Genomic DNA, 18,694 nt, shown 5'->3' on the forward strand with positions numbered 1-18,694 from the left:
CGCACATGATCGGCGGTGATATTCGCCCCGTCCTCGGTCCGCAGCAGATTCTCCAACAGCACCTTCAGGCTGAACGGAAGCTTCTCCGCCCCCTCCACCGCCCCCAGCCGGAAAATCTCATACGACGTACCGGCGACATCGAGAACGCCCTTTGAACCAAATGAATCCGCGGCAGTCATGACCATCGCTCCTTATTGCATTGCGTGAAAAGTTAGTATGCGGTCCAGTCTATCTTTCCCGCCGCGCGAATGTATACATTCGTACACACCTGCGCGCCGTCGAGAATTACAGGCCGGATCCGGCCGTTGCGGGCGGGAGTCAGAGCCGGGCGCAGGACGTCGGAGATTCCTCTGCGGACGTTCCTCGGCGGGAGGCCGCGAAAGGGGAACCGGGAGGCCCTGGTCCTCGACCGGAGATCTCGCGGTGGGGTGTCGGGAGCTCACCGGGGGGTGTCGGGAGCTCGCCGCGGGGCGCAGAAAGAGGTCAGGCGCGGCGGATTTCACCGGCATCGGCAGCCAGTTCGGCGGTTGCACTGCGCAGGAAGTCCTCCTGGACGAGCTCTTCGTCCCGGCTGTGATCCACGATGGGCCCGGTTCCAGCGATCTCACGGATCAGTTCGATTCCGGAGATCGCCTCCTGCTTGGTGGCGAAGAAGGTTGAAACAGCGACGAGGGAGCCGTCGGGGGCCGTGAGTTTTACCCGGAATCCACCGTCGTGAGCGTCGACCAGTTTGAAGTAACCAGCCATTGTCTTACCTCCTTGTAAGGGGCTTATTTTCCACCTAGCGGTGTTCAATAATAAGCACACTTAGGGCTTCTTGGCTCATCGGGTGGCGGCACCCTACGATCGGAGGATGGCCGACACCGTCAGCCGCGAACAGCGCAGCCGCAATATGTCCCGAATCCGGGGCAAGAACACGCAGCCCGAACTTGTGGTTCGCCGCCTGCTGCACCGCGCCGGGTACCGCTACCGCCTCCATGGGGCCACCGCGGGAGGCCCACTTCCCGGCCGACCAGATCTGGTCTTCGCCGGGCGCCGCAAAGTGGTTTTTGTCAATGGCTGTTTCTGGCATTCCCACTCCTGCCGCGCCGGCCAGCGCGCCCCGTCAACCAATTCCGAGTTCTGGGCCGACAAGCGGGAGCGCACCCGCCTGCGGGACCAACGCCAGCAGGAGGCGCTGCGCACCCAGGGCTGGGAGGTCTTCATCGCCTGGGAGTGCCGGCTCAAAGAATCCCCGTCGGCCCTGGAGGAGCAGCTGAGGGCATTCCTCGGGGCCCCGCCGGGCGCTCCTTTTGGCCCGGCCGAACCCAGCCCGCCGGAGCCCGCGTAGGCTAGCCGCAGGACAGCGGCCCAGCAGCGGCCGGGGCAATCAATAGGAAGAGGACACCCATGACGGATTCCAACGGCACCCGGGAGCCGGCCGGCGATCGGCGGAAGGACGTCCTTGAGCCGGAGGCCGGAACGGGCACCACCGGCGACCCCGGAACCAACATCCGGGAGCAGCAGGGGAACTCAGCCGGAGGCATGGTGCCCGCGAGCTTCACCGGCGATCCCGGATCCGGCGACTCCGCTCCGGACCGCCATCCTGAAGACTCGGCCGCAGCCGACGTCGACACGTGGGACAGCGAAGGCTGAGCCCGCCCCGCGGGACGCAGCGAGGCGCAGGCGGGCGCTGCCCTCCGTGGCCGGGCGGTGAGGGCGGCGCCGTTCTCAGCGGCCCCGGCTGGCGAGACCCGCCACCAGGCGTGACGGCAGAGCGCGGGCGATGCCGGCGAGCGCCTTGTACTTCACGCTGGGTATCGACACAGCCTTGCCAGCGGCGGCATCGCGGAGTCCCTCGGCGATGACCTGCTCGGCGTTGAGCCACATCCAGGCCGGAATGGTTGACTTGTCGAGGCCCATCCGGTCGTGGAACTCGGTATGGACGAAGCCGGGGCACAAAGCCGTCACGGTGATGCCCTCTTTGCCGTAGGCAAGATTGGCCCACCGACTGAAGCTGATCATCGCAGCCTTCGCCGCACCGTAGGTGCCCCGCGGAACGAAGCCGGCGACGCTCGCCACGTTGATGATGTGCCCGCTTCCCCGCTTGCGCATGCCGCCGAGCACCGCATGGGTGAGGGCCAACGGAACCTCGATATGGATCCGGAGATGACGCCGCTCCTCCTCGAAGGAGTTCTCTGCAAACGCCTGGCGCAGACCGTATCCCGCATTGTTGATGAGGGTGGTGATGGGCACGGCGTCCTCCGTGAGCCTCGCCGTCACCCGGTCCAGTCCGCCGTCATCGAGCAGGTCGGCCGGCAGGACCTCCACGGTCACGCCATGCGCCCGCCGCAGGCGGCGGGCGACATCTTCGAGGCGTTCGGCGTCGCGGGCAACGAGCACCAGATGAGAGCCACGGGCGGCCAGCGAACGGGCGAATTCTGCGCCCAGGCCGGCGGTCGCGCCAGTAATCATAGCGGTCTGAGTCATGGGCCTTACTGTGCCCTTTCCTGCAACGCTGATGCAACCTTCACCCCGCTAGTTTGATGCCGGGCCAGCCCCCCGGCCAACGACGGATTGGACAGGCTGAGAGGCAGGTCCCAGCGGGAATGGCCCGGTCATTGGCGATCGGGTCAACTGTCAAGGGAAAGGGAAAACCATGACCACGAACAGGGCTGTCGCTTACAAAGGGCCCGGCAAGGTCGAAGTGATCGATACCGAATACCCCACCTTTGAGCTGAAGGACGGGCCGGGGGTCAACCCTGCCAATGTCGGCAGGGCGCTCCACCACGGCGTCATCCTTAAGACGGTGGCGACGAATATCTGCGGGTCGGACCAGCACATGGTCCGGGGCCGCACCACCGCACCGGTGGACCTGGTCCTCGGCCATGAGATCACCGGCGAGGTAGTCGAGGTCGGCCGGGACGTCGAATTCATCAAGCAGGGTGACATCGTCTCGGTGCCCTTCAACATCGCCTGTGGGCGGTGTCGGAACTGCAAGGAGGGCAAGACCGGAATCTGCCTCAACGTCAACCCAGCCCGACCGGGTGCCGCCTACGGCTATGTCGACATGGGTGGCTGGGTGGGCGGCCAGGCCGAGTACGTGCTGGTGCCGTACGCGGACTGGAACCTGCTGAAATTCCCGGACCGCGATCAGGCCCTGGAAAAGATCCTCGACCTCACCATGCTGTCGGACATCTTCCCCACGGGGTTCCACGGCGCGGTGACGGCCGGGGTAGGTGTTGGCTCCACCGTGTACATCGCGGGGGCGGGGCCCGTCGGGCTCGCCGCGGCAGCGAGCGCGCAGCTGCTCGGTGCCGCCGTCGTGATCGTGGGCGACCTCAATGAGGACCGGCTGGCGCAGGCCCGCAGCTTCGGCGTCGAGACCATCGATGTCTCCAAGGGAGATCCGCGGGACCAGATCGAGCAGCTGCTCGGTGTGCCCGAGGTCGACTGCGGCGTCGACGCCGTGGGGTTCGAGGCACGCGCCCACGGCTCGAAGGACGCCGGTGAGGCACCGGCGACGGTGCTGAACTCGCTGATGCAGATCACCGCCGCAGGCGGTGCGCTCGGCATTCCGGGGCTCTATGTCACGGGTGACCCGGGCGGCATCGACGAGGCGGCCAAGGTCGGCTCGCTCTCGCTCAGCCTCGGCACCGGGTGGGCCAAGTCGCTGGCCTTCACCACCGGGCAGTGCCCGGTGATGAAGTACAACCGGCGGCTCATGATGGCGATCCTGCACGACAAGGTCCAGATCGCCAAGGCGGTCAACGCCAAACCGATCGGGCTGGACCAGGCCCCCCAGGGCTACCAGGAGTTCGACGCCGGCGCCGCCACGAAGTACGTGCTCAACCCCAACGGGTATATCGCGGCCTAGTCCGCGGTACCGGGCTTTCGCTGACGCGACGGCCCGGGCATCTTCCGTTCCGGCCGGCGCTCCGCCGGCCGGAACGGCTGCCCCCCCCCCCAACATTTTTCCGCCCAGGACCTTTCCGCCCGCGGGCCTCCCCGCCAGGACAGGTCCCGGGGGCGTATGCCCACGAAAACGGCCCCTCCCACCGGCTTTCGGCCAGCGGGAGGGGCCGTGTTGTTTTCCGGCCGGCTTCCTACAGGTAGAGAGCCAGCCAGTCCTGCGCTACGGGGATGTCGACGCGCTGGTAGCCGCCGAGGTAGCGGCAGTTTTCCGTGTAGCCATAGCTGGTCACGGCAACCAGGTAGCCGTCGAGGAAGACAGGACCGCCGGAGTCCCCGAAGCAGGTCCCCCCACCGCCGCGGTTATCGTTCGGATTGCCCTGAAGCTGGATGATCTGCGGCGTGAGCTTTTGGCCCGGTGAGGTCGTGGAGCGGCGAATCAGCGGATAGCTCATTGGCTGTGGCTTCTGTGGTCCACTCTCGGGCTTCCGCACCTCGGTGCCGTATCCGACGAGTTCGAAGATCGTTGAGTTGAGGCGGGGCTGCCGGTACCGGTCAAGGTAGTTGACCGGAGCGAGCGTCGCGGGCGCGACGCCTGCAACCGGTTCGTCGAGCACGATGACCCCCACATCGTTCCAATTGGCCAGGTCGGTGAAATTCGAGTATCCGGGGTGCGTTTCCGCGACTCCCCACAGGTAACCGGCCGCCTCGAGCTCTTCGGGGGTGTAGCCGGCGCTTGGGACGGCCGCGGCAGGCAGCGGCGAGGGCGGCGCTTCGGCGATGACCGAGTCGAAGGTGACGAGGGTGGCGCCCGCAGTTCCCTCGGTGCAGTGGGCTGCCGTCAGCAGAACGGTCGGCGAGATGAGGGTGGCGGAGCAACGGTACCGGCCGCCGTCCGCTCCGTAGAAGACAATCAGGCCCACATTGGGATGATCATCGCCGTCGGGTTCGCCGCCGGTGATTGCGGGTGCCGGAAGTGCGCCGGCGATGGCGAGCGAAAGGGTGGTCGCGAGCAGGAGCGCCGATCTTCTGAAGAAGCGTTTCATTCTGCTGTCCTTTACGGGTGGAAGGGAAACACGAGGACTCGATAACTGATGGTTCGATGGATCGAACTGCCAGTCGCGAGGCACCGCCCCTCCTTCCGGGCAGGCTGTTCGCTTCGGGCGAAATCATTCTGCTTCTGCGGTCGAAAGAGCGTCAAGGAATTTCGCGCACCGGGCGGCAGGGCGGGTGCCTAACCGGCGGCTGCGGCTTCAGGCGAAGACCGGGCCGGCGCGGTGGGGCTCAAGCAGGCGCCGGTGCTCGGCATCAAGGCGCACCAGCTGCCCCTTATCGACGCGCAGGAACGCGAGGACCGTCTCGGCCTTGGCGCACACCGTTCGGCTCTCCGGATCGCGGATCAGGTAAGAGAGGGTGAGGCTGGCAGGGGTGAGCCCACTGACCCAGACATCGATGACGGCGGGGATGTTCCGGTAGTCGAGCGGAGCGGTGTATCTCACGCGGTGCTCGACGACGAGGGCCTGGACGCCGGGTTCGAGCGAGGAGAACAGCTCCACCTGCGGTGCCGTGCCCGGCAGCCCCGTGCCCGCGGGTGGCCCGAAGGCCGCAATCCGGGCCTCCTCGAGGATTCGGAGCACCTGGACGTTATTGATATGGCCGTAGGCGTCCATGTCGCCCCATCGAAGCGGGACGTGGCAGGTGAGGGCCTGGGGTGGCGATTCCATGACTCCGTTCTACAGCATCGCTCAGCGCCCTCCGCAGGCTGGAGTGACGAACCTCACCCCGGACGGACTTTTCGCCGACCCAAGCGGGTTCGAGGCTCCATTGCGCCTTCCAATCGGCGGCAAAATGGGCCTTCTTCCTCCCCTGCGTGAAGTTACCGGGCGGTAGTGTGACAGAGATTTCGACTGAACGCCAGCGTTAGTTTGCACAGTCCCCCAAATGTCAATCACCGTTGCATCTCAGTTTGGCAACGATCAATTTATAGCCTACCGTGGTGGAGGTTCCCCGCCCTGGGGAATGAGACTCGCTGCCGACCTTTGAGCAGCTGCATATGCCCGGTGCCGCCATCACCACATGCTGCTCGTCCGGCGGTTACCTAACCATGACCTCTATATCGTCAAGGTGAGCAGCGGTACTGAGACGTCCGGGGACGGAACGAGTACTGGTGGCCTTTGGGAGCATCAATCCTCATGAAGAATTCCACACTTAGCCTTAACGCGCGTCGCGGCCTCGCCGCTGTTGCCCTTGCCGGCCTTGGCCTCGGCGCTTCCGCCGGTGCGGCCACCGCCGCTCCGGCCAGCGACTGGGACGCCCTCGCACAGTGCGAGAGCGGCGGCAACTGGGGCATCAACACCGGCAACGGCTACTCCGGCGGGCTGCAGTTCTCGCCCAGCACCTGGGCCGCCTACGGTGGAACCGGCTCCGCAGCCGACGCCAGCCGCGAGCAGCAGATCGCCGTCGCCGAGCGTGTGCTCGACGGTCAGGGCTGGGGCGCATGGCCCTCCTGCTCTTCCCAGCTCGGCCTGAACAGCGCGGCCAGCACCGGTGGAGTCCCTGCTCCTGCCCCGCTGCAGGTCCAGCAGGCTCCCGTGGCCCAGGCCCCCGTCGTCGCACCGGCACCTGTTGCCCAGGCACCTGTCGCCCAGGCACCTGCCGTCGCACCGGCACCCGTTGCCCAGGCACCCGTTGCCCAGGCACCCGCCGTGCAGGCTCCCGCCCTCAGCGGAGAGACCTACACCATCCAGTCCGGTGACACCCTCAGCTCCATCGCCGACAAGCTCGGCATCGCCGGTGGCTGGCAGGCCCTGTTCGCTGCCAACACCGACACGGTCATCCACGCCGACCTCATTTTCACCGGCAACGTGCTTCAGCTTCCCGCCTAAGCACTCCCGCCCGGGCAGTACGCCCAACCTCAAGAACCTCCTGCCTCCTGTCGAGGCAGGGGGTTCTTTTGGTTGGTCCTGTCCCTTCCGGACTCTGGACTGCGGTGCCGGCACGTAATAGTGTTGCGGCCATCCCGCGGCGCCGCCGCGCATCCACATCGTCAAGGAGGACTCATGGCCGGGCACACTTACCGCATAACGGAGATCGTTGGCAGCTCGCCGGACGGCTCGGATGCAGCAGTGCGAAACGGGATCGCCCGCGCGGCATCGACACTTCACAACCTCGACTGGTTCGAGGTGAAGGAGGTCCGTGGGCACCTCGTCGACGGCGCCATCGCCGACTGGCAGGTGACGATGAAGGTCGGTTTCCGCCTCGACGACTGAGCCCCTCCGCCCTCCTTGACCAGGGCGCGCTCAGGGCTGCTTTAGGGAATGGTGGCGCCGCTGACGGCGTTATGTCCCCTGCGGCACCTCCCGGGCCGCGTCGGCCTATTACAGGAGCACTCATGGCGAAGGAACTCGAGCTTGGACTGGATACGTTCGGAGATGTCACGTCGGATGCAGACGGCAACCCCGTGCCCTACCACCAGGTGATCCGAGATGTCATCGAGGAAGGGGTTCTCGCGGATCAGGTCGGCGTCGACTTCTTCGGCATTGGAGAGCACCACCGCTCCGACTTCGCAGTGTCATCCCCGGAGATGGTGCTTGCGACGATCGCCGGCCGCACCGAACGCATTAAGCTGGGCTCCGCGGTGACGGTCCTCAGCTCCGATGACCCGATCCGGGTCTACCAGCGCTTCTCAACCCTCGACGCCGCCTCCAACGGCCGCGCCGAAGTAATCCTGGGCCGGGGCTCCTTCACCGAGTCCTTTCCGCTGTTCGGATTCGACCTGACCAAGTACGAGGAACTCTTCGAGGACAAGCTGGACCTGTTCACTGAGGTCCGCAAGGAAAGGCCCGTCACCTGGAGCGGCCGCACCCGCCCCGAGCTGACGCAGCAACGCGTCTTCCCCACCACCGCTTCCGGTGAGCTGAAGGCGTGGATCGGCGTCGGGGGAAGCCCGCAGTCGGTCGTGCGCGCCGCCCAGTACGGCATGCCCCTAATGATTGCGATCATCGGCGGCCACCCCTCGCGGTTCGAGCCCTACGTTGACCTGTACCACCGGGCCCTGACGCAGCTGGGCAAGCCCCTCCTGCCGGTCGGGATGCACTCCCCCGGCCACGTCGCCGACACCGACGAGCAGGCCCGCGAGGAGCTGTGGCCCAACTTCGAAATTATGAGGAACCGGATCGGGGCCGAGCGCGGCTGGGGCCCGACGAGCCGTGCCGAGTTTGACGCCGAGATCGAGGGGGGTTCACTGTACGTCGGCTCGCCCGAGACGGTGGCGCGCAAGATCGCAGAGACGGTGAAGACGCTGAACGTCGACCGGTTCACGCTCAAGTACGGCTCCGGCCCGATGACGCACGAGGCGCTGATGCGTAATGTGGAGCTGTACGGGACGAAGGTTGTTCCGATGGTCAAGGACCTGCTGGCCTGAGGGCGCAGGGGCCGCTGCGGGCCCGGCGGGTATGCCAACGGCCGATCTGCTGGTTTACTTCGGTGTAGCGGATCGGCCCAAGCAAAGGCGGAGCACATGGCGGGGACAACCGGAACCAAACCCACGGTTCTCTTCGTCTGCGAGTTCAACTCGGCTCGGTCCCAGATGGCAGCCGCGTTCCTCACCCGTTTTGCCCAGGGCCGCGTGGAGGTCCACTCGGGCGGCCCCCACCCGGCAGACCAGGTTGAGAACTCCGCGGTCGAGGCCATGGCCGAGGTGGGGGTGGACATCTCCACCCGGGTGCCACGGCTGCTCACCCACGACATGGTGATGGCCTCAGATGTGGTCATCACCCTGGGGTATGCCGACCAGGAGCCGAACTTCCCGCATCTGAGGCACGAGGATTGGCCCGTGGAAGACCCGGTGGGCCGGGATGAGGCGACGGTCCGCCGGATCCGCGACGAGATCAAGGGCAGGGTCCAGCAGTTGATCACCGAGCTGCTGCCCGGGCGCCACGTCGACGCCCAGTAGGACCTCCCGCATGCGATCCCGCCCGCCTGGGCGTCAGGAGCAGCTCGTGCGGTCGATCTCGATCTCCAGGTTGTGCGCCACGTCGTAGTCGCGTTCGGATGAGGCGAACCGCACCCGAATGTTCTCCGCGGTGCCGTTGTCCACGCCCTCCTCAAGGGCCACCGCCACGACGATGTTGATGTGGGAGTCGGGGGTGAAGCGGTACCCCTTGGCGGGGACCGGATCCACCAGGAAGGTGCTCGGCTCCGCCGGCTCGGTCGACGGTGCTGCCGAGGCCCCGTGTCCGGAGTGGCCCGCATCGGCCTCCGCCCCGTGGTGGCCGTGGCCTTCCTTGTTGGCCGGCGTGATTTCCGCCGAGACCATCCGCAGCCCCTCGGGAGCACCAAGCGCAATGTCCCCGAAGGTGAACTCCTCAAGGGTCGGGTTGTGAAGCATGACCGTGTATTCCTGGAAGCTGTCCTTCGGCTGGACCCCGCAGAGTTTTGCCCCGTCCACCCCGACATTCAGGGGGTCCTCCCCCTTGACCGAGCTGGCCGGAGAGCCCTTGACGGGACCGGTTGACACATCCCGGGCGGCGTTGACGTCGAGTGGATTCTCCTCGGTTACACCGCAGCCTGAGAGGAGCACCGTCAGGAGCAGCGCGGCTCCAGCGAGCCGCCTCGGGGTCTTTCTCATCGTCATAGCGCTCTTCCGTGGTCGGGGCCTCCGCCACCCCCGCGGGAGGAGCGGCCGTGCTCTGAAACGTATTCGGAGCCCGGGCCCTGCCGGCTGGGTGCCGGCCGGCCGGAACTGCCGAGCGCGTCGAAAAAGCGTGGCCCGAGGCCGGCGATTCGTAGAGGATGTGGTCCGGCTGCGAGGCCAGGTCGACGAACCCATTCAGCCATGTGGCGATGGCCTCGAGCTCCGCCCCGCCCTACGCGAGGTAGTTCCCTCCGGTGACGCCCAGCACTTCTCCGGAGACATACCGGGCGTCGTTCGAGGCGAGGAAGACGAAGGCCCCGGCCAGCTCCGCGGGCTGGCCCATCCGCCCCAGGGGTGTGTCCTCACCGAAGCGCTCAAGCTTCTCCGGGGTGGTTGTCGCAGGCTGCAGCGGCGTCCAGATGGGCCCGGGGGCGACGGCGTTCACCCGGATGCCCTGCTCGCCCAGCAGTTCGGACAGGCTGAAGGTCAGGCTGTTGAGCGCCGCCTTGGTCGCCGCATAGTCCATCAGGGACGTGGACGGGTGGTAGCCCTGGATGGAGGTGGTATTGATGATCGAGGCGCCCGCGCGCAGATGCGGCAGCGCCGCCTGGATCATCCAGACGGTTCCGTAGACGTTCGTCTCGAACGTCCGCTTCAGCTGCTCCGTCGGGATGTCGGCAATCCCGCCGGGCTGGGCGATATGGAACCCGGCGTTGTTCACCAGCAGGTCAATGCCACCGAACTCCGCGACGACGCGCTCCACCGCGGTCCGGGCATAGTTCTCCTCCCGGATGTCCCCGGGCAGGGCGAGCGCTTTCCGGCCTTCGGCCTCGATGAGTTCGATGCAGCTGCGGCCATCCTCTTCCTCCTCCGGAAGGTACCCAATGGCGACGTCGGCCCCTTCCCGCGCGTAGGCGATGGCGACGGCGCGTCCGATGCCCGAGTCACCGCCGGTGATCAGGGCCCTGCGGCCGGCCAGCCTGCCGGTGCCGCGGTAGGTGTCCTCGCCGTGGTCGGGCCGCGGGTCCATCTGCTCGGTGAAGCCGGGATAGTCCTGGAGGTCGGTCGAGGCCTCCTCCTTGGGTCCGCGGGGGTCATCCTGCTCGAGTGGATGCGCGTTCGGGTTCGACATGCTGCACTCCTTACCGGTCGGTTCGTTCCCTGCTGAGGCAGGAATACTAAGCCTACTGTCATTGTGTTCTGCGTGTGAGTCCCCTAACAATGGACTATGACAGTGATGCTGAGGTCCCTCGAAACAGCCGTGCCCGAGACGGTCATGGTGCAGCCCCAGGTGCGGGACGTGTTCGCAGCGCAGCCGGACCTGACCCGGCTTGGGACCCGCCTGGTGGGAGCCGCCTTCGACTCCTCCGGCATCGACACCCGGTACACGGCGGTCAAGGAACTGACGCTCGACAGTACCGCCGAGAACCCGGTCTTCTTCGATTCGCGGCAGATGCTGATCCTGAGCCCCAGCACCAAGACCCGCAACGCGGTGTACGCCGAGGAGGGAAGCAAGCTCTTCATCGAGGCCGGCCGCAGGGCCCTTGAGGCCGCGGACGGCATCGAGGCGGTTGATGTCACCCACGTCGTCACCGTCTCCTGCACGGGGTTCTTCAATCCCGGACCCGATTACAAGGTGGTGCGGGCCCTTGACCTCAGCCCCGCCGTCCAGCGGTACCACCTCGGCTTCATGGGCTGCTACGCGGCATTTCCCGCCCTGCGCGCCGCCAAGGCCTTCTGCGAGGCCGATCCTGAGGCCGTGGTCCTGGTGGTCAGCGCCGAGTTGTGCTCCCTGCATGTTCGCTCCTCGAACAACCCCGACACCATCGTCGGCTCCTCCCTTTTCGCCGACGGCGCCGCGGCCGCCATCATCACCGCGCGGGAGCTGCCGCTGACCGGCCCCGTCCTGAGCCTTGACCACTTCGAAACGGTGCTCACGCCGGTGGGTGAGGAATCGATGGCCTGGAACATCGGCGATGAAGGCTTCGAGATGGTCCTTGGCACCTATGTGCCCCACATCATCGACGAGAACATCGTCTCGGCCCTCGAACCCCTGCTGGCCCACGACATCTCCCTCGAGGGCAAGGCCTACTCGGACATTGAACACTGGGCGATCCACCCGGGCGGCCGGAGCATCCTCGACAAGGTGGAGGCCAAGCTCGACCTCACCACGGACCAGCTGGCGCCGGCGCGGGAGATCCTGCGCAACTACGGCAATATGAGCAGCGCAACGGTGATGTTCGTGTTGAAGAACATCCTCGACCAGCCCTCCTCCGGCGGCAACGGACGGGTCTGCTCGATGGCCTTCGGGCCCGGCCTCACCGTGGAGACGGCCCTCCTCACGAAGATCGGATGACCCCCGGCGGATTCCTCCTGCGGCGCGACGCCGGAGCCGTCGAGGAGATGGACAAGCCCGACTGCGACCCACTCACGCTTGAGCGCACCTACTCCCAGTTCGGCCTCGTCAACGCGGTGGTGGCCGGCTGGAGGCACACCTATCGAACGCTGGTGCGCCCCCAGCTTTCCCCGAACCGGGAGAACACCCTGCTCGATATCGGCTCGGGCGGCGGAGACGTTCCCCGGGCGCTGGCCCGCTGGGCCCGCCGCGACGGGCTGGCCCTGACCATCACGGCCATCGACCCTGACGGGCGGGCCCACGCCTATGCCACCTCCCGCCCGGGGGTTCCCGGGCTGAGCTTCCGCAGGGCGCTGAGCTCCGAGCTTGTCGCCGAGGGCAGACGGTTCACCGTCGTCACCTCAAACCATGTGCTCCACCACCTCGACCCCGGTGCCCTGGCGGGCCTGCTCGATGACAGCGGCCGGCTGGCCGAGCGCCTCGCGGTGCACAGCGACATCGCCCGCAGCAGGATCGGCTACGGTCTCTTTTCGGTGGGGACCCTGCCCCTGCGCGGGTCGTACATCCGCCGGGACGGGCTGACCTCCATCCGCCGCAGCTACACCCCGGCCGAACTCCGGGAGGTCCTGGCGGCCGACCGCCGGCCGGGGTGGAGCGTGGAGAGCGCCGTTCCCTTCCGGAACCACCTCGTCTTTCGGGCCGGCACGGATGCATGACGTGGTGGTGGTCGGCGGCGGCCCCGTTGGCCTTTACGCCGCCCTTGCGCTGCGGCAGGCCGGTCTGGACGTCGTCGTGCTTGAGAGGCGCACCGCGCGCAGCGGGCACTCCCGGGCCATCGGCATCCACCCTCCGGCCCTGGCGGCACTGACAGCGGGGGACGTGGCCGGTGCGCTTGAGGCGCGGGGGGTGCGGATCACCGAGGGAATCGCCCGCAGCGCAGGACGGGAGGTCGCAACCCTCTCCTTTGCCGCCCTCCCCGGGGAGCACCGCTACGTGCTGGCGGTCCCGCAGGCCGTGACGGAGGAGGTGCTTGAGGACCGGCTCGCCGGGCGTTTTCCCGGCACCCTGCGCCGCGGAACCAGGGTGACCGGCCTCTCGGAGCTGGGCGACCGGGTAGAGGTCCATGCCGCGACGCCCGGAGGCGCCGAAGTCTTTGAGGCGCGTCTCGTCGTCGGCGCCGACGGAGCGCGCAGTGCCGTGCGGGACCTTGCCGGCATCCGGGCTCCTGGAAGGTTCTACCCCGACTGCTACCTCATGGGCGACTTCCCCGACGGGACGGGCGACGGCGACTCCGCCGTACTCTACCTCGAGACCGCAGGCATCGTCGAGTCGTTCCCGCTGCCGGGCGGGGTGCGCCGCTGGGTGGTGCGGCTGGGAACGCCCGCCGAACCCGACCCGCACCTGCTCTCGCGCCTCATCGGGCAGCGCACGAGCGTGGCGGTGGACCCGGCCGGGAACACCATGGTCAGCAGTTTCGAGGTGCGGTCCCGGCTGGCCGAGCGGCTTGTCGCCGGCCGGGTGCTGCTGGTGGGCGACGCCGCCCATGAAATCAGCCCCATTGGGGGCCAGGGAATGAACCTGGGCTGGCTCGACGTCGAGGCCCTCGTGCCGCTCATCACGGCGCACCTATGCGACGGCGCCGAAATCGGGCAGCAGCTGGCCCGGTTCAATCGGACCCGGCGCCGGGCCGCGGGCGTGGCACGGCGCAAGGCCCACCTGAACATGGCCCTCGGAAGGCCCCTACCTCCCCCGGTGCTGGCGGCCCGCAACGCGGCCCTCGCCCACCTCTTGTCGCGGCCCGCCGTCTCCTCCGGGATTGCCCGCGCCTTCACCATGCAGTGAGACCGCGGGTGGCCGGGGTTAGCGGTTGCCCTGGATTTTCGCCAGCAGCTCCTCGAAGGGTGCCGACACCTCGGGTGCCCGGGTCGGCCGGGGGCCGAGTGACCCGAGGATCAGTGCCACCAGCTCCTTTGCTGCCCGGCGCGACCTTTGCTCGAGCCCCGGGGCGCCGTCCCCGCTGCCGGCGCCCCAGTCCTGCGGTGCGGCGTAGACGGCCGTGGGAACGACGACGGCCCGCAGGTAGGTGAACAGCGGCCGCAGGGCGTGCTCGAGCATCAGTGAGTGCCGTGCGCTGCCGCCCGTTGCGCCCAGAAGCACGGGCATCCCTTCGAGGGCCTTGGGGTCGAGGACGTCGAAGAACGACTTGAGAAGCCCGCTGTAAGACCCGGAGAACACCGGGCTGACGACGATCAGCGCATCGGCCGCTGCGAGCCGCTCCTGGACCGCGGCGAGGGCCGGCGGGGCGAAACCCGTGACGAGGTGATTGGCAATATCGAGGGCAAGCTCGCGGAGCTCGATCGTTTCGACCTCGGCGGTGACACCGGCCGCCCCAAGAGCCTCAACAGCCGACTCCGCCAGCTGATCGGCAAGCATCCTGCTTGATGAGGGAACGCCCAACCCCGCCGAAACGACAACAATTGAAGGTGTAGACACCGGAAAACCCTTCTCGAATTACATACATTTGCATGCACATGACTCAACTCCGGGGGCGCCGGTTTCATTCCCTCCGCGGCGGCGAACGCTCCTTGGGATTAAACGGCAAGTGACTCCCCGCGCCATGCGCCGGGAGCCACCTCTTCCTCAGCGCCCCCTGCGGGGCCGCCGGGGGCCTACTTCCTGCCGAAAATTCCGTCGAGCACGTTGGTAGGTCGCTGCATCTCACCCTGATGGGCCGAGAGGACCACCACCGTACCGCTGACGACGGGGAGCGCCCACTGCAGCATCTTGAGCTGCGACTGGGCCTTGGCGAGCTCGTCCGAGGCGCCGGGGCGCGGCTCCGTCGCACCTTCGCCACCCTGTTCGGCCAGCTCGGCGACCTTCTTGCCCATCATTCCTGCGTAGAGGGAAAGCGCCATGCCGGTCACCGTCACCACGCTCTTGATTACCGTATTGGCCCCCACGCCCTCCTGCTTTGCCAGGCGGCCCTTGTTGCCGTAGATCAGCCCGATACCGCCGACCGCGTGCGCGACGAACGCACCGATCTGCACCGGGGTCCACTTCGCCCACCCGAGGCTCGAGAGGCGTGTGCGCTCGCGGGGGTCCTTTGCTTTGCCGGTGGCGCCGTTCAGCCCCACCGCACCCATGAGGGTTCCGCCGAACCATGCGGCCGCGCCGAGGTCGTGGGCGGATCGAGCCAGAAGGTTTCCTGCCATGATGTCGTACTCCTTAGTTCTCGAAAATCGACCTACCCTCTACCTTTATCAGCATGCTTACGATTAAGCTACGGGAAGCCCAAAAACAGGAAGTACGCGGATGCCGGCACGGGAACCCGCCCGGCGAAGGGAGGGACAGGTGGCAACGAATGGGACGGATCTCGACGCGGTGTGGCCCCAGTGGAGGGAAGCGGTCAATATGTCTGCCGCGGAGCTGAAGAAATGGCTTGACACCGATGAGTCGCTCTCCGTCGGTCAGAAGGACGGCGGGGAATCGGTCGGCCACGCCTCGGGCCGCCGGATCGTGGATATCCTCGAAACCCGGAAGTCGGACCTGACCGAGAACGATGTCCAGCACATGGCGAAGGTGGTCGGCTACGTGCACCGGCATCTCGCGCAGACTCCGGGCAAGGACGACCTCGAACACTCGAGATGGCGTTACTCCCTGATGAACTGGGGCCACGATCCGCTGAAGTAACGGGCCGGCCTAGGAAGGCTTGCTGAGGGCGCTCTGCTTGTGGGCGGCCTGCTTGCCCGACTTGGTGCTCTCGACGATGTAGTAGGGCTCGTCGGAGGACGCCTTGAACTTCTGGCCGTCAAAGGTGAACTCCTTCTCCCGCTTCTCGACGACCTTGCCCTCGGTCGTCCCCTGAGGTGTGTTCCAGGTGACCTTCTCGCCCTTGCGGAATGACATCGATGCGCCCCTTCTGTCCGGCCTGCGGGTAGGTAAACCCTACCCGCAGGCCGGCGCGCGGCACAGGCCCGGCTCAGTCGGCCAGGTGCGTGGGCGCGAAGAGGCGCAGCAGTGTCTCGACGACGACGACGTTCGGCCCCTCGGCAGCGAGGCTCTCCTCGAGGGCCTCCCGGACGTCGGCGGGGGCGACCCTGCGCGCCGGTACGCCGAAGGCCTCGGCGAGCTTCACGAAGTCGGGCCGGGCCAGCTCGGTGGCCGTCGCCTTACCGAAGGCGCCCTCCATGTATTCGCGCAGGATGCCATAGCCGCCGTCATCGACGATGAGCCAGGTGACGGGGAGGTTGTGCTGCTTCGCCGTCGCCAGCTCTGCGATGGAGTACATGGCCGAGCCGTCGCCGGAGACCGCGAGCACCCGCGGCGGCAGGCCCTTGGACTCAAGGCCCACGGCGCCGCCGATGGCGCCGGGGAAGCCGTAGCCGAGGCCGCCGGCGCCCTGTGCCGAGTGGAACTGTCCGTCGCGTGCGTCCCAGCAGCTCCACGCCCAGTAGGCGGAGATGGTCATATCCCAGAAGGTCTGCATCGAGTCCGGCACCGCTTCGCGGATGTCGGCCATGAATTTGCGCTCCATCCCCAGGTCCTGGGCGTCGAGGCGCGCCGAGACCTTGGCGAGGGTCTCCGCGACCAGCGCGGCGGCGTCATAGCCCTCGGTGCGTCCGCGGTCGAGCGTCGGCAGCGCCTCGTCGAGGGCCTTCAGTGCCTGGCCGGCGTCCGCCCGGATGCCGAGCGCCGGGCGGTTGGATTCGAGGACGCGGGGTTCGGCGTCGATCTGGATGATGCGCCCACGCGGTTCGAGCGTGAAGTAGTTGGAGGTGACCTCACCGAGGGAGGAACCGATGACCAGCAGGAGGTCGGCGTCCTCGAGCACCTCGGTGACATGGCGGTCCTCGACCCAGGACTGCAGCGACAGCTCGTGGTTCCAGGGGAACGCGCCGTTGCCGCCGGGCGAGCACACCACGGGAGCGCCGAGCTTCTCGGCGATGGAGAGCAGCTCGAGCTCGGCCTTGCCGCGGCGCGCTCCGCCGCCGGCGACGATGGCCGGACGCTTGGAGGCGGTGAGCCACTCGATCGCTTCACGGACGAGTTCGACGCGCGGGGGGTTGTCGAACGGCTCGGCGAGCGCATCCTCGACCCTCGGCACCATCACCGGGTCCAGCAGCACGTTCTGGGGCACCTCGATCCAGACCGGGCCCTGCGGCGAGGAGACAGCTTCAGTCCAGGCGTCCTGGATCGCCGACGGGATCCCGGAGGCGTGCTGGATCAGCCGCTGGCTCTTGGTGACATTCGCCGCCGAGGCCTTCTGGTCGTCGAGCTGGTGGAGCATACCCTTGCGCCGTGCGCCGAGGCCCTCGAGCGGGATCTGGCTGGCGATCACGATCATCGGGACGCCGGTGGCGTAGGCCTCCTGGAGTCCCGCCAGCGAGGTGAGCGCCCCGGGACCGGTGGAGAGGAAGAGGACGCCGACCTCACCGGTGGCCCGGGAGAAGCCGTCGGCGGCGAACGCCGAATTGTTCTCCACCCGGGAGGAGACGAAGCGCAGCGGCGAGCGGGACAGGGCGTCGAAGAGCCCTAGGGCGTGCTGGCCGGGGATCCCGAAGACGGTGGTGGCGCCCAGGGCGGTCAGCGTCTCGACGACGAGGTCACCGCCGTTGCGCTGCCCGGTGGTCAGCGGCTGGGGTGGGACTGAGGCGGCGCTGTCGGTGATTTCCATTCAGCTTTCCTTTGAGGGCGAGGTGAGGTTGTCGGCCATGAGGCTGACGAGGTCGTAGGCGACGTGGGAGGCCGCGACGCCGGTGATTTCTGCGGTGTCGTAGGCCGGGGCCACTTCGACGACATCGGCGCCGACGAGGTTGAGGCCGCGCAGTCCCCGCAGGATCTCCAGGAGTTCCCGACTTGTCATTCCGCCGGCCTCGGGGGTGCCGGTGCCCGGGGCGTGGGCAGGGTCGAGCACGTCGATGTCGACCGAGACGTACAGCGGCCGGTCTCCGATGCGGTCCCGCAGCCGGGCGATGACCTCGTCGACCCCCTGGCGGAACACATCGGAGGAGGTGACGATGCCGAAGCCGAAGCGCCGGTCGTCCTCGAGGTCCTTCACGCCGTAGAGCGGTCCGCGCGTCCCGACGTGCGAGATGGCCTCGGTGTCGAGGATCCCCTCCTCGACGGCCCGCCGGAAAGGCGTCCCGTGGGTGTACTCCGCACCGAAGTAGGTGTCCCAGGTGTCGAGGTGCGCGTCGAAGTGGAGCAGCGCCACCGGTGAACCCGCCCGCTCGGAGGCCGCCCGCAGCAGGGGCAGGGCGATGGTGTGGTCCCCGCCGAGGGTGACGAGCCGGGTTCCGCCGGCGGTCAGGTCGAGCGCGTTGGCCTGGACCGTCTCGATGGCCTCGTGGATGTTGAAGGGGTTGACGGCCATGTCGCCGGCGTCGGCGACCTGGACGCGTTCGAACGGCGAGACGTCGAGCGCCGGATTGTAGGGGCGCAGCAGGCGTGAGGCCTCGCGGACGTGGTTGGCGCCGAACCGCGCCCCCGGCCGGTACGAGACGCCGGAGTCGAAGGGAACGCCCACCACGGCGATGTCGGTGCGGTCCACCTGGTCGAGGCGTGGGAGCCGCGCGAAGGTCGCGGCGCCGGAGTAGCGCGGCACGCGGGCCGAATCGATGGGGCCGAGGTGGCCACCTGCCGTAATGCGCAGTTCTTCCATGGGCGTCGTCCGTTCCTCAGCGGTGCGCAACCAGCACACCGAAAGTTGCTAAATATGCATCAATAGTTTTTCGTAAGGCTAATTGGGCGCCGGGTACCGGGTCAAGGCATCGAGCCTCAATGACGTCGGTCGTCCGGGCCTTGCCCCCGCC

At 67.5% G+C, this 18,694-nt stretch carries 22 protein-coding genes; 11 read left to right on the top strand and 11 right to left on the bottom strand.

Annotated features, from left to right (window positions below; genetic code table 11):
- Positions 1 to 483: 483 nt before the first annotated feature.
- A complete protein-coding gene (locus I6N91_RS14585; protein ID WP_133402836.1) occupies positions 484 to 747 on the bottom strand; it encodes a DUF1508 domain-containing protein in 264 nt (87 codons plus the stop codon).
- 106 nt (positions 748 to 853) lie between these two features.
- Here I6N91_RS14585 and I6N91_RS14590 point away from each other — a divergent pair, with 106 nt between their 5' ends.
- Both I6N91_RS14590 and I6N91_RS14595 read left to right on the top strand, forming a co-directional pair.
- A complete protein-coding gene (locus I6N91_RS14590) occupies positions 854 to 1,330 on the top strand; it encodes a very short patch repair endonuclease (protein WP_198813784.1) in 477 nt (158 codons plus the stop codon).
- 59 nt (positions 1,331 to 1,389) lie between these two features.
- Entirely contained in the window at positions 1,390 to 1,635 is a 246-nt protein-coding gene (locus tag I6N91_RS14595) for a hypothetical protein (protein ID WP_198813786.1), read from the top strand.
- Between the two features lie 75 nt (positions 1,636 to 1,710).
- Here I6N91_RS14595 and I6N91_RS14600 read toward each other — a convergent pair whose 3' ends face one another.
- A complete protein-coding gene (locus tag I6N91_RS14600; RefSeq protein ID WP_198813787.1) occupies positions 1,711 to 2,469 on the bottom strand; it encodes an SDR family oxidoreductase in 759 nt (252 codons plus the stop codon).
- A 169-nt stretch (positions 2,470 to 2,638) separates the two neighbouring features.
- Here I6N91_RS14600 and fdhA point away from each other — a divergent pair, with 169 nt between their 5' ends.
- Positions 2,639 to 3,856: a formaldehyde dehydrogenase, glutathione-independent gene (gene fdhA / locus I6N91_RS14605; protein ID WP_198813788.1), complete on the top strand. Its 1,218-nt coding sequence runs from the start codon at positions 2,639 to 2,641 to the stop codon at positions 3,854 to 3,856.
- A 229-nt stretch (positions 3,857 to 4,085) separates the two neighbouring features.
- Here fdhA and I6N91_RS14610 read toward each other — a convergent pair whose 3' ends face one another.
- Positions 4,086 to 4,937, bottom strand: coding sequence for a trypsin-like serine protease (locus I6N91_RS14610; protein ID WP_198813789.1), 852 nt, complete (start codon positions 4,935 to 4,937; stop codon positions 4,086 to 4,088).
- A gap of 207 nt (positions 4,938 to 5,144) precedes the next feature.
- Positions 5,145 to 5,615: a thioesterase family protein gene (locus tag I6N91_RS14615; RefSeq protein ID WP_198813790.1), complete on the bottom strand. Its 471-nt coding sequence runs from the start codon at positions 5,613 to 5,615 to the stop codon at positions 5,145 to 5,147.
- 468 nt (positions 5,616 to 6,083) lie between these two features.
- On the opposite strand from I6N91_RS14615, the gene I6N91_RS14620 reads away from it, so the two are divergent.
- The 4 genes from I6N91_RS14620 to I6N91_RS14635 all read left to right on the top strand — a co-directional run bounded on the left by I6N91_RS14620 (position 6,084) and on the right by I6N91_RS14635 (position 8,845).
- Positions 6,084 to 6,776 carry a transglycosylase family protein gene (locus I6N91_RS14620; protein ID WP_198813791.1) on the top strand — a complete coding sequence of 231 codons (693 nt, stop codon included), beginning with the start codon at positions 6,084 to 6,086 and terminating at the stop codon, positions 6,774 to 6,776.
- Between the two features lie 174 nt (positions 6,777 to 6,950).
- Entirely contained in the window at positions 6,951 to 7,160 is a 210-nt protein-coding gene (locus tag I6N91_RS14625) for a dodecin (protein WP_120169992.1), read from the top strand.
- Positions 7,161 to 7,282: 122 nt separating this feature from the next.
- On the top strand, positions 7,283 to 8,314 hold the full coding sequence (locus I6N91_RS14630; RefSeq protein WP_198813792.1) for an LLM class flavin-dependent oxidoreductase: 1,032 nt from the start codon (positions 7,283 to 7,285) through the stop codon (positions 8,312 to 8,314).
- 96 nt (positions 8,315 to 8,410) lie between these two features.
- Positions 8,411 to 8,845 carry a low molecular weight phosphatase family protein gene (locus tag I6N91_RS14635; RefSeq protein ID WP_159620377.1) on the top strand — a complete coding sequence of 145 codons (435 nt, stop codon included), beginning with the start codon at positions 8,411 to 8,413 and terminating at the stop codon, positions 8,843 to 8,845.
- Between the two features lie 33 nt (positions 8,846 to 8,878).
- Here the strand turns inward: I6N91_RS14635 and I6N91_RS14640 are convergent, their stop codons facing one another.
- Positions 8,879 to 9,526: a hypothetical protein gene (locus tag I6N91_RS14640; RefSeq protein ID WP_198813794.1), complete on the bottom strand. Its 648-nt coding sequence runs from the start codon at positions 9,524 to 9,526 to the stop codon at positions 8,879 to 8,881.
- A gap of 232 nt (positions 9,527 to 9,758) precedes the next feature.
- Entirely contained in the window at positions 9,759 to 10,658 is a 900-nt protein-coding gene (locus I6N91_RS14645) for an SDR family oxidoreductase (protein ID WP_198813796.1), read from the bottom strand.
- A 96-nt stretch (positions 10,659 to 10,754) separates the two neighbouring features.
- On the opposite strand from I6N91_RS14645, the gene I6N91_RS14650 reads away from it, so the two are divergent.
- The 3 genes from I6N91_RS14650 to I6N91_RS14660 are packed head-to-tail and all read left to right on the top strand — an operon-like array spanning position 10,755 to position 13,724.
- Positions 10,755 to 11,882, top strand: coding sequence for a type III polyketide synthase (locus tag I6N91_RS14650; protein WP_198813798.1), 1,128 nt, complete (start codon positions 10,755 to 10,757; stop codon positions 11,880 to 11,882).
- Positions 11,879 to 12,598, top strand: a complete 720-nt coding sequence (locus I6N91_RS14655; RefSeq protein ID WP_198813800.1) for a class I SAM-dependent methyltransferase — start codon at positions 11,879 to 11,881, stop codon at positions 12,596 to 12,598. Before I6N91_RS14650 ends, I6N91_RS14655 begins: the two co-directional genes overlap by 4 nt.
- The gene (locus I6N91_RS14660; RefSeq protein ID WP_198813801.1) at positions 12,591 to 13,724 is read left to right on the top strand and encodes an NAD(P)/FAD-dependent oxidoreductase; all 1,134 of its coding nucleotides are present in this window, start codon (positions 12,591 to 12,593) and stop codon (positions 13,722 to 13,724) included. The genes I6N91_RS14655 and I6N91_RS14660 overlap by 8 nt, the downstream gene beginning before the upstream one ends.
- 18 nt (positions 13,725 to 13,742) lie before the next feature.
- On the opposite strand, the gene I6N91_RS14665 is transcribed toward I6N91_RS14660, so the two are convergent.
- Together I6N91_RS14665 and I6N91_RS14670 are read right to left on the bottom strand one after the other, a co-directional pair.
- Positions 13,743 to 14,375, bottom strand: coding sequence for an FMN reductase (locus I6N91_RS14665; RefSeq protein WP_198813802.1), 633 nt, complete (start codon positions 14,373 to 14,375; stop codon positions 13,743 to 13,745).
- 176 nt (positions 14,376 to 14,551) lie between these two features.
- Positions 14,552 to 15,094: a hypothetical protein gene (locus tag I6N91_RS14670; protein WP_120169975.1), complete on the bottom strand. Its 543-nt coding sequence runs from the start codon at positions 15,092 to 15,094 to the stop codon at positions 14,552 to 14,554.
- A gap of 139 nt (positions 15,095 to 15,233) precedes the next feature.
- Between I6N91_RS14670 and I6N91_RS14675 the strand changes: the two genes are divergently transcribed.
- Positions 15,234 to 15,572: a DUF3140 domain-containing protein gene (locus tag I6N91_RS14675; RefSeq protein WP_307843372.1), complete on the top strand. Its 339-nt coding sequence runs from the start codon at positions 15,234 to 15,236 to the stop codon at positions 15,570 to 15,572.
- Positions 15,573 to 15,581: 9 nt separating this feature from the next.
- Here I6N91_RS14675 and I6N91_RS14680 read toward each other — a convergent pair whose 3' ends face one another.
- The 3 genes from I6N91_RS14680 to speB form a co-directional block, all read right to left on the bottom strand.
- Positions 15,582 to 15,788, bottom strand: a complete 207-nt coding sequence (locus I6N91_RS14680) for a DUF2945 domain-containing protein (RefSeq protein WP_198813804.1) — start codon at positions 15,786 to 15,788, stop codon at positions 15,582 to 15,584.
- A 73-nt stretch (positions 15,789 to 15,861) separates the two neighbouring features.
- Entirely contained in the window at positions 15,862 to 17,556 is a 1,695-nt protein-coding gene (locus tag I6N91_RS14685) for a thiamine pyrophosphate-binding protein (RefSeq protein ID WP_198813805.1), read from the bottom strand.
- Positions 17,557 to 18,543 carry an agmatinase gene (gene speB / locus I6N91_RS14690; protein ID WP_198813806.1) on the bottom strand — a complete coding sequence of 329 codons (987 nt, stop codon included), beginning with the start codon at positions 18,541 to 18,543 and terminating at the stop codon, positions 17,557 to 17,559.
- Positions 18,544 to 18,694 lie beyond the last annotated feature (151 nt).

The sequence above is a fragment of the Arthrobacter sp. MSA 4-2 genome (genome assembly GCF_016405885.1).
Classification (GTDB): domain Bacteria; phylum Actinomycetota; class Actinomycetes; order Actinomycetales; family Micrococcaceae; genus Arthrobacter_D.

Bases quoted from the DNA above. Each gene is read 5' to 3' on its own strand.
- I6N91_RS14585 (WP_133402836.1), bottom strand. From the start codon at position 747: ATGGCTGGTTACTTCAAACTGGTCGACGCTCACGACGGTGGATTCCGG.
- I6N91_RS14590 (WP_198813784.1), top strand. From the start codon at position 854: ATGGCCGACACCGTCAGCCGCGAACAGCGCAGCCGCAATATGTCCCGA.
- I6N91_RS14595 (WP_198813786.1), top strand. From the start codon at position 1,390: ATGACGGATTCCAACGGCACCCGGGAGCCGGCCGGCGATCGGCGGAAG.
- I6N91_RS14600 (WP_198813787.1), bottom strand. From the start codon at position 2,469: ATGACTCAGACCGCTATGATTACTGGCGCGACCGCCGGCCTGGGCGCA.
- fdhA (WP_198813788.1), top strand. From the start codon at position 2,639: ATGACCACGAACAGGGCTGTCGCTTACAAAGGGCCCGGCAAGGTCGAA.
- I6N91_RS14610 (WP_198813789.1), bottom strand. From the start codon at position 4,937: ATGAAACGCTTCTTCAGAAGATCGGCGCTCCTGCTCGCGACCACCCTT.
- I6N91_RS14615 (WP_198813790.1), bottom strand. From the start codon at position 5,615: ATGGAATCGCCACCCCAGGCCCTCACCTGCCACGTCCCGCTTCGATGG.
- I6N91_RS14620 (WP_198813791.1), top strand. From the start codon at position 6,084: ATGAAGAATTCCACACTTAGCCTTAACGCGCGTCGCGGCCTCGCCGCT.
- I6N91_RS14625 (WP_120169992.1), top strand. From the start codon at position 6,951: ATGGCCGGGCACACTTACCGCATAACGGAGATCGTTGGCAGCTCGCCG.
- I6N91_RS14630 (WP_198813792.1), top strand. From the start codon at position 7,283: ATGGCGAAGGAACTCGAGCTTGGACTGGATACGTTCGGAGATGTCACG.
- I6N91_RS14635 (WP_159620377.1), top strand. From the start codon at position 8,411: ATGGCGGGGACAACCGGAACCAAACCCACGGTTCTCTTCGTCTGCGAG.
- I6N91_RS14640 (WP_198813794.1), bottom strand. From the start codon at position 9,526: ATGACGATGAGAAAGACCCCGAGGCGGCTCGCTGGAGCCGCGCTGCTC.
- I6N91_RS14645 (WP_198813796.1), bottom strand. From the start codon at position 10,658: ATGTCGAACCCGAACGCGCATCCACTCGAGCAGGATGACCCCCGCGGA.
- I6N91_RS14650 (WP_198813798.1), top strand. From the start codon at position 10,755: ATGACAGTGATGCTGAGGTCCCTCGAAACAGCCGTGCCCGAGACGGTC.
- I6N91_RS14655 (WP_198813800.1), top strand. From the start codon at position 11,879: ATGACCCCCGGCGGATTCCTCCTGCGGCGCGACGCCGGAGCCGTCGAG.
- I6N91_RS14660 (WP_198813801.1), top strand. From the start codon at position 12,591: ATGCATGACGTGGTGGTGGTCGGCGGCGGCCCCGTTGGCCTTTACGCC.
- I6N91_RS14670 (WP_120169975.1), bottom strand. From the start codon at position 15,094: ATGGCAGGAAACCTTCTGGCTCGATCCGCCCACGACCTCGGCGCGGCC.
- I6N91_RS14680 (WP_198813804.1), bottom strand. From the start codon at position 15,788: ATGTCATTCCGCAAGGGCGAGAAGGTCACCTGGAACACACCTCAGGGG.
- I6N91_RS14685 (WP_198813805.1), bottom strand. From the start codon at position 17,556: ATGGAAATCACCGACAGCGCCGCCTCAGTCCCACCCCAGCCGCTGACC.
- speB (WP_198813806.1), bottom strand. From the start codon at position 18,543: ATGGAAGAACTGCGCATTACGGCAGGTGGCCACCTCGGCCCCATCGAT.